This window comes from Escherichia sp. WS568, assembly GCF_046486085.1.
GTDB classification, from domain to species: Bacteria; Pseudomonadota; Gammaproteobacteria; order Enterobacterales; family Enterobacteriaceae; genus Escherichia; species Escherichia coli.
Genome location: NZ_JBJQMC010000001.1, coordinates 160,161 through 173,219 on the forward strand (window position 1 = coordinate 160,161; position 13,059 = coordinate 173,219).

General features: G+C 49.1%; 11 protein-coding genes and 1 other RNA gene. 7 read left to right on the forward strand and 5 right to left on the reverse strand.

The window, feature by feature from the left end; genetic code table 11:
* Nucleotides 1-7: 7 nt before the first annotated feature.
* From sufB to ACJHWR_RS00800, 5 genes are all read right to left on the reverse strand, one after another.
* A complete protein-coding gene (gene sufB, locus ACJHWR_RS00780) occupies nucleotides 8-1,495 on the reverse strand; it encodes a Fe-S cluster assembly protein SufB (protein ID WP_001590182.1) in 1,488 nt (495 codons plus the stop codon).
* A gap of 8 nt (nucleotides 1,496-1,503) precedes the next feature.
* Nucleotides 1,504-1,872, reverse strand: a complete 369-nt coding sequence (gene sufA, locus ACJHWR_RS00785) for a Fe-S cluster assembly scaffold SufA (protein WP_000367171.1) — start codon at nucleotides 1,870-1,872, stop codon at nucleotides 1,504-1,506.
* Between the two features lie 548 nt (nucleotides 1,873-2,420).
* Complete coding sequence (locus ACJHWR_RS00790) at nucleotides 2,421-2,609, reverse strand: YdiH family protein (RefSeq protein WP_001296104.1); 189 nt, start codon at nucleotides 2,607-2,609, stop codon at nucleotides 2,421-2,423.
* A gap of 99 nt (nucleotides 2,610-2,708) precedes the next feature.
* Nucleotides 2,709-3,119: a 1,4-dihydroxy-2-naphthoyl-CoA hydrolase gene (menI, locus tag ACJHWR_RS00795; protein ID WP_000637986.1), complete on the reverse strand. Its 411-nt coding sequence runs from the start codon at nucleotides 3,117-3,119 to the stop codon at nucleotides 2,709-2,711.
* The gene (locus ACJHWR_RS00800; protein WP_000612938.1) at nucleotides 3,116-6,172 is read right to left on the reverse strand and encodes an FAD-binding and (Fe-S)-binding domain-containing protein; all 3,057 of its coding nucleotides are present in this window, start codon (nucleotides 6,170-6,172) and stop codon (nucleotides 3,116-3,118) included. The genes menI and ACJHWR_RS00800 overlap by 4 nt, the downstream gene beginning before the upstream one ends.
* Before the next feature lie 388 nt (nucleotides 6,173-6,560).
* Here ACJHWR_RS00800 and ydiK point away from each other — a divergent pair, with 388 nt between their 5' ends.
* The 7 genes from ydiK (at nucleotide 6,561) to aroD (ending at nucleotide 12,931) form a co-directional block, all read left to right on the forward strand.
* Entirely contained in the window at nucleotides 6,561-7,673 is a 1,113-nt protein-coding gene (gene ydiK / locus ACJHWR_RS00805) for an AI-2E family transporter YdiK (RefSeq protein ID WP_000248622.1), read from the forward strand.
* Nucleotides 7,674-7,858: 185 nt separating this feature from the next.
* An RNA gene (gene rprA / locus ACJHWR_RS00810) (antisense sRNA RprA) lies at nucleotides 7,859-7,966 on the forward strand.
* 135 nt (nucleotides 7,967-8,101) lie between these two features.
* Nucleotides 8,102-8,458, forward strand: a complete 357-nt coding sequence (locus tag ACJHWR_RS00815) for a YdiL family protein (RefSeq protein ID WP_001301287.1) — start codon at nucleotides 8,102-8,104, stop codon at nucleotides 8,456-8,458.
* A gap of 99 nt (nucleotides 8,459-8,557) precedes the next feature.
* Nucleotides 8,558-9,772 carry an MFS transporter gene (locus tag ACJHWR_RS00820; protein WP_000795590.1) on the forward strand — a complete coding sequence of 405 codons (1,215 nt, stop codon included), beginning with the start codon at nucleotides 8,558-8,560 and terminating at the stop codon, nucleotides 9,770-9,772.
* A gap of 226 nt (nucleotides 9,773-9,998) precedes the next feature.
* Nucleotides 9,999-11,264 (forward strand): MFS transporter, encoded by a 1,266-nt coding sequence (locus tag ACJHWR_RS00825; protein ID WP_012311768.1) that lies wholly within the window; start codon nucleotides 9,999-10,001, stop codon nucleotides 11,262-11,264.
* Nucleotides 11,265-11,275: 11 nt separating this feature from the next.
* The gene (ydiB, locus tag ACJHWR_RS00830) at nucleotides 11,276-12,142 is read left to right on the forward strand and encodes a quinate/shikimate dehydrogenase (RefSeq protein ID WP_001103253.1); all 867 of its coding nucleotides are present in this window, start codon (nucleotides 11,276-11,278) and stop codon (nucleotides 12,140-12,142) included.
* 30 nt (nucleotides 12,143-12,172) lie between these two features.
* Nucleotides 12,173-12,931, forward strand: coding sequence for a type I 3-dehydroquinate dehydratase (aroD, locus tag ACJHWR_RS00835; RefSeq protein WP_000860201.1), 759 nt, complete (start codon nucleotides 12,173-12,175; stop codon nucleotides 12,929-12,931).
* Nucleotides 12,932-13,059 lie beyond the last annotated feature (128 nt).

Here is a 13,059-nt window from a genome sequence, read left to right on the forward strand (position 1 = left end):
TTATTCCTTATCCGACGCTGTGTTCAAGACTGATGGCGAGGAGTTTTTGTGCTTCAACGGCAAATTCCAGCGGCAGTTCTGAGAACACGTCTTTGCAGAAACCGTTAACAATCATCGAGATGGCGTCTTCTTCGCTGATCCCGCGTTGCAGGCAGTAAAACAGTTGATCTTCACCAATACGTGATGTCGTTGCCTCGTGCTCCAGTTGTGCGCTGTTATTGCGACATTCGACATACGGGAAGGTATGCGCCCCACAATTAGCGCCAATCAGCATTGAGTCGCACTGAGTGAAATTGCGCGCATTGGTTGCCGTCGGCATGATTTTCACTAAGCCGCGATAACTGTTCTGACTATGTCCGGCAGAGACCCCTTTCGAGATAATGGTCGATTTGGTGTTTTTACCGATGTGGATCATCTTGGTGCCGGTATCCGCTTGCTGATGACCGCTGGTCAGTGCCACTGAGTAAAACTCACCAATGGAGTTATCGCCGCGCAAAATGCAACTGGGATATTTCCACGTAATCGCTGACCCGGTTTCTGATTGCGTCCATGACATTTTGCTGTTTTCGCCTTCGCACAAAGCACGCTTGGTGACGAAGTTGAGAATACCGCCGGTGTTGTTATCGCCAGGGAACCAGTTTTGTACCGTGGAATATTTCACCTCGGCGTTTTTATGGATGATGACTTCAACCACCGCCGCGTGTAACTGATAGCTGTCACGCACCGGAGCGGAACAGCCTTCAATGTAGCTGACATAGCTGTCTTCGTCGGCCACCAGAATGGTGCGCTCAAACTGCCCTGTTTTTTCCGCGTTAATGCGAAAATAGGTGGAAAGTTCCATCGGGCAGCGCACGCCTTTAGGCACATAAATAAACGTTCCGTCAGAGGCTACCGCCGCATTAAGTGCGGCAAAGAAGTTGTCATTCCCCGGCACCACGGTGCCGAGATATTTACGCACAAGTTCCGGGTGATCGTGGATCGCCTCGCCAAAGGAACAGAAAATAATTCCCTGCTCCGCCAGTTTTTCACGATAAGTGGTGGCAACCGAAACAGAGTCGAAAATGGCATCCACCGCCACCTCTTTGCCTTCCCGCACGGGAACGCCCAACTGCTCAAACGCCGCCTCCACCTCTTTACTTAAAAAGGCGTTCGCACCAGTTTGCTGCACCGCGCCGGGTTCAGACGCGCAGTTGTCGTCACAATTACCGCACGATGGTGCTGAGTAGTAGCTGTAATCCTGATAATTCAGCTTGTCGTAGTGCGCTTTCAACCAGTGCGGTTCTTCCATCTCCAGCCATGCGCGATAGGCGTTGAGACGAAACTCCAGCATCCACTCCGGCTCATTACGCTTCGCCGAAATTGCGCGCACCACCTCTTCGTTTATCCCCTTTGCCAGCTCATCGGTGGCTAACTGGGTGAAGAATCCTTCTTTATAATTCAGCGGGCCGCCGGTCCAGGTTTTGACATCGTCAGTTGCTTCAGTATTACGAGACATAGTACCGCCTATACCCCAAAGCTTTCGCCACAGCCACATTCATTCTGGGCTTTAGGGTTGTGAAATTTGAATATCTGATTAAGTCCTTCACGAACGAAATCGACTTCCGTGCCATCAATAAACGGCATCGCTTGCAGCGGGACAAACAGCTTCGCACCGTCGTGTTCAAACAGCAGATCGTCTTTGTCCGGCTCGCTAACACTGTCGAGCACATAGCCAAAGCCCGCGCAGCCCGTTTGCTTCACGCCTAAGCGCACGCCGACCATACCCGGCTGCTTTGCCACCAGCTCGCGGATGTGGACAGCGGCTGCGGGTGTCAGCGTTAAGCCCTGCCAGGCGAAATCCTGTGGATTAAAGGTTCCTGAATGCATGTCCATCGATTTACCTCACTTCATCGCTTTCAGCGTATAACAGCATGTTAGTGATAATGATTATCAGTTCAACCCAGCAAACGCAGGGGCTTTACCGTAAAACATGCTTTTTTCCTGCTTTTAATAAGCATAGACCCTGATGTGTGGGTTAACAGGCACGCTAAGAATTAGGTATCTCATTGTTAGATAATGATTATTATCTAAGGAGCATTAAGGCTGTGATGAAAAAGAAAAAGTTGTATTGAAAATGACTATTTAAGAGATAGGTAAAAAAGTGCAGCGTTCAGAAATAAGAAAACCCTTAAGTCTGTGCGACACAGGCTTAAGGGTTTCTACCCCATCCGGCGCTTATCTCCGGCACTCTCAGTGGCTTAGCTCTTGAAGGGGCGATAAGAATAATCTCATAAAGCTAACCCGCCGTTTTAACACAAACTGCGATTAGTATTATTTTTGAACAATATCAGGCGGGTAGATAAGCAGTATTAAGAAGGCCATCGAACCTGGACGGAGATTAATCCAGGTCGATATGGCGAACTTGCGGCATTAAGTCAGGATCAATGCACGCCCAGACGCCAGGCAAAGTAGATTTCTTCTTTTAATTCAGCAGAAGAGAGAGTAAGCAGGTCAGCAAATTCAAGTTCTAGTTGTTTCAGACGTTTGAGATATTGGGCAGGTGAAAGATTGCTCTGGTCACGGCGTAAAAATTCAATGGCCAGCTGGGTGGGATCAAGTTGAGTAGACATAGCATCCTCGCTTTTAGACAAGACCTGCACAGTATACCACCGTTTACTGTGCAGATAATGACCAAAAGCAATATGCGTCACACTTTTCTGGTGACAACGTCACAAAATGGCGGTCGTCAATCGTGACGAACAGCACAAACGCCCTTTCTCATCGAAGATTTCAATCTGCCAGACCTGGTGACGCGAACCGAGATGCAACGGTTTGCATACGCCGCGCACCCGCCCTTCTCGTGCCGAGCGGACGTGGTTAGCATTGATTTCCAGACCAACCACCTTTTGCTCACCTTCGGTACATAAATAACCGGCAACGGAACCGATACTTTCGGCCAGCACCACAGACGCGCCTCCATGCAGCAACCCGAAAGGCTGCTTTGTCCGGGAGTCTACTGGCATTGTCGCTTCAAGGGTGTCATCACCAATATGTTCAAAGCGAATATCCAGCAACCCCACCATGTTTCCTTCACCCATAGCATTCAATGCTTCCAGGGTGATTTTTCGTTTCCATATCATTTAATAATCTCCAGTAAAGCCTGCACAGGATGGCGTACCCCCGTGCCTTCGACCCGTTTTACCTGGCTACGGCAGGAATATCCGGTCGCCAGACAGCGATTACGCGGCAGTCGCTGCATCGCCTGATGCCAGGATAACTCATAGATCCCGAGCGAATTTTTATGGTTTTTCGCTTCATGTCCGTAAGTCCCTGCCATGCCGCAGCAACCCACGCTGACATTTTCCAGTTTCGCGCCAAAACGGGCAAATATCGCGGCCCATTGTGCTGGCGCGCCCGGCAAAGCGGTAACTTCGGTACAGTGACCAAAGAAATACCATGATTCACCGCTGACTGTAGCCACTGGCTGTGAGTCAAGTGCGCTTGCCAGCCATTCATTCGCCAGTAAGACGTTAAACTCGCCACGTTCATCGCCCAGCGCCAGTTTATATTCATCGCGATAACAAAGTACCAGCGCCGGATCGACGCCCACCATTGGCATCCCCAGCTTCGCCATACGGTTGAGGAAATCCGCCGTCTTTTTCGCCGTCTTCGCAAAACGATTAAGAAAGCCTTTGATATGCTGGGCTTTGCCATTTGGCGAAAATGGCAGTAACACAGGCTGGAAACCTAATTTTTCAACCAGACGGACAAAATCCGCCACCACTTGCGCATCGTAATAGCTGGTAAAGGGGTCCTGCACCACCAACACCGTGCGCGCTTTCTGCTCTGTATTGAGAGCTTCAAGCTGTTCCAGCGTCATATTCGCCGAGCGATGCCCCACCATTTGTTGTTGTAGCGAGGGGACTGACAGCAGTGGCAAATCAACCATGCCGATATGTTTTTCCGAGAGTTTGCGCACCAGCGGCTGGTTAATGAAGAAGTTAAAGGTTTTCGGCGCGCGTGCCATCAGCGGTGCGTAGCTCTCGACCGTAGCAACGAGGTGGTCACGAAGCGGGCGTAAATAACGGGTGTGATAGAGCTGCAGAAAACGAGAACGAAACTCCGGCACATCAATTTTGATGGGGCACTGGGTCGAACACGCTTTACAGGCCAGACAGCCCGACATAGCCTCTTTGACTTCGTGTGAGAAGTCGTATTCGCCTTTATTCGCATGCCAGCTATTGCGCGTGCGGGCAATTAACGTCCGTAAACTGACGCCGGATTCAGGCAGTTCTTGTTCCAGTTTGAGTGGGTCAACGCCGCGATCCGCCAACAAGCGCAGCCATTCACGCACCAGCGTTGCGCGCCCTTTCGGTGAATGAATCCGGTTCTGGGTGATCTTCATCGACGGACACATCGGACTACGGGCATCAAAGTTGAAGCATAAACCGTTGCCGTTACACTCCATCGCACCGCGCCACTGCTGGCGTACCGCAATGGGGATCTGCCGATCAAATGTACCGCGCTTCACCGCGTCCACTTTCATCATCGGCGCATCGAGACCTTCTGGCGGGCAAATCTTCCCTGGGTTGAGTCGGTTATGCGGGTCAAATGCCGCTTTCACTTTGCGCAGTTCTGCAAAAAGTTCCTCACCGAAAAACGCCGGGCTGTATTCAGCGCGAAAACCTTTGCCGTGCTCGCCCCACAACAAACCACCGTATTTCGCAGTCAGCGCCACCACGTCATCAGAGATTTGCTTCATCAAAATCTCTTGTTGTGGATCGCACATATCCAGTGCCGGACGGACGTGCAAGACACCTGCGTCGACGTGACCGAACATACCGTAGCTTAAGCCGTGGCTGTCGAGCAGCGCGCGAAATTCAGCAATATAATCGGCCAGATGTTCCGGCGGTACGCAGGTATCCTCAGCAAACGGAATTGGCTTAGCGGCACCTTTGGCATTGCCAAGCAGACCAACGGCTTTTTTGCGCATCGCATAGATACGTTCAACGCCCGCCAGTTCGCGGCACACCTGCCAGCCAATCACACCTGCCTGTTGGCTGGCAATCAGCTCATCAAGCCGCACACAGAGTGCATTAACTCGCTCGTCAATCAGCGCCTCATCATCACCAGCAAATTCCACAATGTTCAGCCCGAGCATTTCTTTGTCAGGTACATCGGTAATCAACTCGCTGACGGAATGCCAGACAATATCTTCCCGCGCCAGATTCAGCACTTTTGAGTCCACCGTCTCTACCGAAAGCGCCCGCGCCTCAACCATAAACGGCGCGTTACGCAGCGCGGAGTCAAAAGAGTCATATTTGACGTTCACCAGACGCCGCACTTTAGGCAAGCGCGTAATATCCAGCCGCGCTTCGGTAATAAAGGCCAGCGTCCCTTCTGAACCCGTCAGAATGCGCGTCAGATCGAACTCGGTCATCTCATCGTTAAAGACATGACGCAGATCGTAACCGGTAAGAAAGCGGTTAAGTTTGGGGAAGTTGTTGATGATTAACTGGCGTTGCTGACGGCAACGTTGATAAACCGTGTTATAAATTCGCCCGATTGTGGTATTGGATTTACCCAGCGTTTCCGCCAGTTCGACGGGTAAAGGTTGCGTATCGAGAATATCGCCCCCCAACAACACCGCGCGTACGCCAAGTACGTGATCTGACGTTTTGCCATAGACCAGCGATCCCTGACCGGATGCATCGGTATTGATCATCCCGCCGAGCGTTGCCCGGTTGCTGGTCGAAAGCTCCGGCGCAAAAAAGTAGCCGAACGGTTTCAGGTACTGATTGAGTTGGTCTTTTATCACCCCGGCCTCAACGCGCACCCAGCCCTCTGCAGGGTTAATTTCGATGATGCGGTTCATATGGCGGGACATATCAACAATAATCCCCTGGTTGAGCGCCTGACCGTTAGTGCCGGTGCCGCCGCCGCGGGGGGTAAAGATCAACGATGAATAGCGTTCCTGCGCGGCAAGACGGGCGATCAGCGCTACATCTGCGGTTGAACGCGGAAATACCACCGCATCGGGGAGAAGTTGGTAAATACTGTTGTCGGTCGACATTGTCAGACGATCGGCATAACTTGTCGCCGTATCGCCAGTAAAACCCTGTTGCTCCAGCTCTTGCAAAAAATTAAGCACCAATTGAACGACGCCAGGTGCCTGGGAAATCTGTGGAATCATTATATTGACCCTTTCCTGCGGTCTGTGATGTAGGTCGATACACTGTTCTTTCAGGCTGCTGCAATAGCGCACTGAAAGGTGATGTTTGTTTACTCTATGGATTTCGTGTTGCAGGAAGGCGGCAAGCGAGTGAACTCCAGGAGCTTACAATAGTAAGTGACTGGGGTGAACGAACGTAGCCGCAGCACATGCAATTTGAAATACGACGAGTAAATCGTTTGCGTGTTGCCTGAGTTGTTGTACCACATTTTTTTCTAACACGCCCATCAGAATTAAGGGCAGAATCGGCCTGTTAAAAACCGCTGAAATTGCTCATCATTATGCAGGTGAGTTTCGCGTGTTCACGTCGCGTCGACGATTTGACGCACAAAAAAGGTGAAAAGTAGTTATGGTAAATGTTCGTCAGCCCAGGGATGTCGCACAAATTCTGCTTTCGGTGCTCTTTTTAGCCATCATGATTGTGGCATGTCTGTGGATTGTACAACCCTTTATTCTCGGCTTTGCATGGGCTGGTACGGTGGTTATCGCCACCTGGCCGGTATTGTTACGTTTGCAAAAGTTCATGTTTGGTCGCCGCTCTCTCGCCGTTCTGGTGATGACGCTGTTATTAGTGATGGTGTTTATCATCCCTATTGCCTTGCTGGTTAACAGTATCGTCGACGGCAGCGGCCCGCTAATTAAAGCCATTTCCAGCGGTGACATGACGTTACCCGATCTGGCGTGGCTTAATACCATTCCGGTGATTGGCGCGAAGCTATATGCAGGCTGGCACAACTTGCTGGATATGGGGGGGACGGCGATCATGGCAAAAGTCCGTCCTTATATTGGCACCACCACCACCTGGTTCGTTGGGCAGGCGGCGCATATCGGGCGCTTTATGGTGCATTGTGCGCTGATGCTTCTCTTCAGCGCCCTGCTGTACTGGCGCGGTGAACAGGTGGCACAAGGCATTCGCCATTTTGCAACCCGTCTGGCAGGCGTTCGTGGAGATGCCGCCGTGCTGCTGGCGGCACAGGCTATCCGCGCGGTGGCGCTGGGTGTTGTGGTGACAGCGTTAGTACAGGCAGTGCTTGGCGGTATCGGCCTCGCCGTATCCGGCGTACCTTATGCAACTTTGCTCACGGTGTTAATGATCCTCTCCTGCCTTGTCCAGCTTGGACCGTTGCCGGTACTGATTCCGGCGATTATCTGGCTCTACTGGACTGGCGATACCACCTGGGGAACGGTATTGTTAGTGTGGAGCGGTGTGGTTGGCACGCTGGATAACGTCATCCGCCCAATGTTAATTCGCATGGGTGCCGATTTACCGCTGATCCTGATTCTCTCTGGCGTTATTGGTGGTTTGATTGCTTTCGGGATGATCGGCCTGTTTATTGGTCCGGTTCTGTTAGCCGTTTCCTGGCGTCTTTTTGCCGCGTGGGTGGAAGAAGTCCCACCGCCGACGGACCAACCGGAAGAAATTCTCGAAGAACTTGGCGAAATCGAGAAATCGAATAAGTAATTTCTCATCAGGCGGCTCTGCCGCCTGATTGTTAACCCCTGCTAATTGATATTTGCTTGCTCTTCCCCATATTTTCCTGCTTACCGCCATTCAGCTGGTAGTACCTGTCGCAAATTCTTTACAGTTTTTAAACTAATGAGACGAATCTGATCGACGCAAAAAGTCCGTATGCCTACTATTAGCTCACGGTTATAAATCAACATATTGATTTATAAGCATGGAAATCCCCTGAGTGAAACAACGAATTGCTGTGTGTAGTCTTTGCCCATCTCCCACGATGGGCTTTTTTTTAACATTTTTCCGCTTCGCCACCTCGCCCCTCACGCTTTCCAATAATGTTGCACAAGATACTGTGACTCTCTTCAAGCCGTCAGCAGGCTGATAATGTTATTTATATTTTATTGTTTATTTCATGCAGCCATTACACGATGAACGCTTATGAACTCCAGGCACTTCGCCATATTTTTGCCATGACTATTGATGAATGCGCGACCTGGATTGCCCAGACCGGTGACAGTGAAAGCTGGCGTCAGTGGGAAAATGGCAAATGCGCCATTCCTGATTGTGTAGTCGAGCAACTGTTGGCTATGCGTCAGCAACGAAAAAAACATCTTCATGCCATCATAGAGAAAATAAATAACCGCATCGGCAACAACACCATGCGTTTTTTCCCCGACTTAACCGCGTTTCAACAAGTCTACCCTGATGGCAATTTTATTGACTGGAAGATCTATCAATCGGTAGCCGCTGAATTATATGCACACGATCTGGAGCGGCTTTGTTAATTTCCCCACAGAAAGGAATTGTCGTTGTTACAACAATAATGAACGGATACTGACACAACATCGCTACACTTTTTAAAGCACCTTTGCTAAGTAGAACCTATGAAAAATCCCTATTACCCTACCGCACTGGGGTTGTATTTTAATTATCTGGTGCATGGTATGGGCGTCATTTTGATGAGCCTGAATATGGCCTCGCTGGAGACGCTTTGGCAGACTAATGCCGCGGGCGTCTCGATAGTTATCTCATCACTGGGCATTGGTCGATTAAGTGTCTTGCTTTTTGCAGGATTATTATCCGATCGCTTTGGTCGCCGCCCTTTTATCATGCTCGGGATGTGCTGCTATATGGCCTTCTTTTTTGGCATCCTGCACACCAATAACATCATTATCGCTTATGTTTTTGGCTTTCTGGCGGGAATGGCAAACAGTTTTCTCGATGCAGGCACCTATCCCAGTTTGATGGAAGCTTTTCCACGCTCACCGGGTACAGCCAATATTTTAATTAAAGCATTTGTTTCCAGCGGACAATTTTTATTACCGCTAATTATCAGCCTGTTAGTGTGGGCTGAACTGTGGTTCGGTTGGTCCTTTATGATTGCCGCAGGCATTATGTTTATTAACGCTCTGTTTTTATACCGTTGTACGTTCCCACCCCATCCGGGTCGTCGCTTACCTGTCATAAAGAAAACCACCAGCTCTACGGAACATCGCTGTTCAATTATCGATTTAGCCAGTTATACCTTATATGGCTATATCTCAATGGCAACGTTTTATCTGGTTAGCCAGTGGCTGGCACAATACGGACAATTTGTTGCAGGCATGTCATACACTATGTCGATCAAACTACTCAGTATCTACACCGTGGGTTCGCTGCTTTGTGTATTTATTACCGCTCCACTCATTCGTAATACCGTTCGCCCAACAACATTACTGATGCTGTACACCTTTATCTCATTTATCGCCCTGCTCACCGTCTGCCTGCATCCCACATTTTATGTGGTGATAATATTTGCTTTCGTCATCGGTTTTACCTCCGCAGGCGGTGTTGTACAAATTGGCCTGACGTTAATGGCGGAACGTTTTCCCTACGCTAAAGGAAAAGCAACGGGGATCTATTACAGTGCGGGCAGCATTGCAACATTTACCATTCCGTTGATTACGGCTCATCTTTCGCAAAGAAGTATTGCCGATATTATGTGGTTCGATACCGCCATCGCTGCCATCGGCTTTATACTGGCACTGTTTATTGGCTTACGCAGTCGCAAAGAAACGCGGCATCACTCGCTAAAGGAAAATGTCGCTCCGGGTGGGTAATGCAATATTCTTTTCAGGTTATGCAAGATCTTACGGATAAATAACTCTTTCTGCGCTAACTAAGGAAAATCGCGATCAAAAACAAACTATGACATGCAATATTCCTGGAAACATAAACTTTATGCCATGTACACAGGGAAAATCATCTTCAGTATAGTAATTATGTAAACCGTCGGAGAACAATACGTACGGTAACGAAATTATCTTTCAGCAAGGAGCTGTGAAAATGTCTCAAAATAAGGCTTTCAGCACGCCATTTATCCTGGCTGTTCTTTGTATTTACTTCAGCTATTTCCTGCACGGCATTAGTGTTATTACGCTTGCCCAAAACATGACATCTCTGGCAGAAAAGTTTTCCACTGACAACGCGGGCATTGCCTATTTAATTTCCGGTATCGGTTTGGGGCGATTGATCAGTATTTTATTCTTCGGTGTGATCTCCGATAAGTTTGGTCGTCGGGCGGTGATATTAATGGCAGTAATAATGTATCTGCTATTCTTCTTTGGTATTCCTGCTTGCCCGAATTTAACTCTCGCCTACTGTCTGGCAGTGTGCGTAGGTATCGCTAACTCAGCGCTGGATACGGGTGGCTACCCCGCGCTCATGGAATGCTTTCCGAAAGCCTCTGGTTCGGCGGTCATACTGGTTAAAGCGATGGTGTCATTCGGGCAAATGTTCTACCCAATGCTGGTGAGCTATATGTTGCTCAATAACATCTGGTACGGCTATGGGCTGATTATTCCGGGTATTCTGTTTGTACTGATCACGCTGATGCTGTTGAAAAGCAAATTCCCCAGCCAGTTGGTGGACGCCAGCGTAGCTAATGAATTACCGCAAATGAACAGCAAACCGTTAGTCTGGCTGGAAGGTGTTTCATCAGTACTGTTCGGTGTAGCCGCATTCTCGACCTTTTATGTGATTGTGGTGTGGATGCCCAAATATGCGATGGCTTTTGCTGGTATGTCAGAAGCTGAGGCATTAAAAACCATCTCTTATTACAGTATGGGTTCGCTGGTCTGTGTCTTTATTTTTGCCGCACTGCTGAAAAAAATGGTCCGGCCCATCTGGGCTAATGCATTTAACTCTGCACTGGCAACAATAACAGCTGCCATTATCTACCTGTACCCTTCTCCATTGGTGTGTAATGCCGGAGCCTTTGTTATCGGTTTCTCAGCAGCTGGCGGCATTTTACAGCTCGGCGTTTCGGTCATGTCAGAGTTTTTCCCAAAAAGCAAAGCCAAAGTCACCAGTATATATATGATGATGGGTGGACTGGCTAACTTTGTTATTCCGCTGATTACCGGTTATCTGTCGAACATCGGCCTGCAATATATCATTGTTCTCGATTTTACTTTCGCGCTGCTGGCCCTGATTACCGCAATTATTGTTTTTATCCGCTATTACCGCGTTTTCATTATTCCTGAAAATGATGTGCGGTTTGGCGAGCATAAATTTAGCACCCGGTTAAACACAATTAAGCATAGAGGTTAAAGGAGTTAATTATGAATGTTACCGCAAAATACGAATTGATTGGGTTGATGGCCTATCCCATCCGCCACAGTTTATCGCCCGAAATGCAGAATAAAGCCTTAGAAAAAGCGGGATTGCCATTTACCTATATGGCCTTTGAAGTGGATAACGATAGTTTTCCCGCAGCAATTGAAGGATTAAAAGCCCTCAAAATGCGTGGAACTGGTGTGTCGATGCCGAACAAACAACTGGCGTGTGAATATGTTGATGAATTAACGCCAGCGGCCAAACTGGTGGGTGCCATCAACACCATCGTTAATGATGATGGCTATCTGCGTGGCTATAACACCGACGGCACGGGTCATATTCGCGCCATTAAAGAGAGCGGTTTTGATATCAAAGGCAAAACGATGGTGCTATTAGGGGCCGGTGGTGCCTCAACGGCAATTGGCGCGCAGGGGGCAATTGAAGGTTTAAAAGAAATTAAACTCTTTAACCGTCGGGATGAGTTCTTCGATAAAGCCCTCGCCTTCGCGCAGCGGGTTAACGAAAACACCGATTGTGTCGTCACGGTTACCGATCTCGCCGATCAGCAAGCCTTTGCTGAAGCCCTGGCTTCCGCCGACATTTTAACCAATGGCACAAAAGTGGGTATGAAACCCCTTGAGAATGAATCATTGGTTCATGATATCAGTCTGTTACATCCGGGACTTCTGGTCACTGAATGCGTGTATAACCCGCATATGACGAAGTTATTGCAGCAGGCGCAACAAGCGGGTTGCAAAACGATTGATGGATACGGCATGTTGTTGTGGCAAGGGGCTGAACAGTTCACGTTATGGACTGGCAAAGATTTCCCTCTGGAATATGTTAAACAGGTCATGGGGTTCGGTGCCTGACAGGCTGACCGCGTGCAGAAAGGGTAAAAAATGAAAACCGTAACTGTAAAAGATCTCGTCATTGGTACGGGCGCACCTAAAATCATCGTCTCGCTGATGGCGAAAGATATCGCCAGCGTGAAATCCGAAGCTCTCGCCTATCGTGAAGCGGACTTTGATATTCTGGAATGGCGTGTTGACCACTATGCCGACCTCTCCAATGTGGAGTCTGTCATGGCGGCAGCAAAAATTCTCCGTGAAACCATGCCAGAAAAACCGCTGCTGTTTACCTTCCGCAGTGCCAAAGAAGGCGGCGAGCAGGCGATTTCCACCGAGGCTTATATTGCACTCAATCGTGCAGCCATCGACAGTGGCCTGGTTGATATGATCGATCTGGAGTTATTTACCGGCGATGATCAGGTTAAAGAAACCGTCGCCTACGCCCACGCGCATGATGTGAAAGTTGTCATGTCTAACCATGACTTCCATAAAACGCCGGAAGCCGAAGAAATCATTGCCCGTCTGCGCAAAATGCAGTCCTTCGACGCCGATATTCCTAAGATTGCGCTGATGCCGCAAAGTACCAGCGATGTGCTGACGTTGCTTGCCGCGACCCTGGAGATGCAGGAGCAGTATGCCGATCGTCCAATCATCACGATGTCGATGGCAAAAACTGGCGTAATTTCTCGTCTGGCTGGTGAAGTATTTGGGTCGGCGGCAACTTTTGGTGCGGTAAAAAAAGCCTCTGCGCCAGGGCAAATCTCGGTAAATGATTTGCGTACGGTATTAACTATTTTACATCAGGCATAAGCAATAATATTTCGGCGGGAATACCCTCCCCCGCCGAACTAAAAAAAGTATTTTTAACCGTATTTAATAAAAATATTTCGTGAGTCTCTGTGCGCTAATTCTCCATCTGGCGTAGGGAAAATCACACC

What these genes read in the sequence shown, in the direction of transcription:
- ACJHWR_RS00825 (WP_012311768.1), top strand. Translation starts at nt 9,999, where the DNA reads ATGTCTCAAAATAAGGCTTTCAGCACGCCATTTATCCTGGCTGTTCTT.
- ACJHWR_RS00820 (WP_000795590.1), top strand. Translation starts at nt 8,558, where the DNA reads ATGAAAAATCCCTATTACCCTACCGCACTGGGGTTGTATTTTAATTAT.
- ACJHWR_RS00790 (WP_001296104.1), bottom strand. Translation starts at nt 2,609, where the DNA reads ATGTCTACTCAACTTGATCCCACCCAGCTGGCCATTGAATTTTTACGC.
- sufB (WP_001590182.1), bottom strand. Translation starts at nt 1,495, where the DNA reads ATGTCTCGTAATACTGAAGCAACTGACGATGTCAAAACCTGGACCGGC.
- menI (WP_000637986.1), bottom strand. Translation starts at nt 3,119, where the DNA reads ATGATATGGAAACGAAAAATCACCCTGGAAGCATTGAATGCTATGGGT.
- sufA (WP_000367171.1), bottom strand. Translation starts at nt 1,872, where the DNA reads ATGGACATGCATTCAGGAACCTTTAATCCACAGGATTTCGCCTGGCAG.
- ACJHWR_RS00815 (WP_001301287.1), top strand. Translation starts at nt 8,102, where the DNA reads ATGAACGCTTATGAACTCCAGGCACTTCGCCATATTTTTGCCATGACT.
- ydiK (WP_000248622.1), top strand. Translation starts at nt 6,561, where the DNA reads ATGGTAAATGTTCGTCAGCCCAGGGATGTCGCACAAATTCTGCTTTCG.
- aroD (WP_000860201.1), top strand. Translation starts at nt 12,173, where the DNA reads ATGAAAACCGTAACTGTAAAAGATCTCGTCATTGGTACGGGCGCACCT.
- ydiB (WP_001103253.1), top strand. Translation starts at nt 11,276, where the DNA reads ATGAATGTTACCGCAAAATACGAATTGATTGGGTTGATGGCCTATCCC.
- ACJHWR_RS00800 (WP_000612938.1), bottom strand. Translation starts at nt 6,172, where the DNA reads ATGATTCCACAGATTTCCCAGGCACCTGGCGTCGTTCAATTGGTGCTT.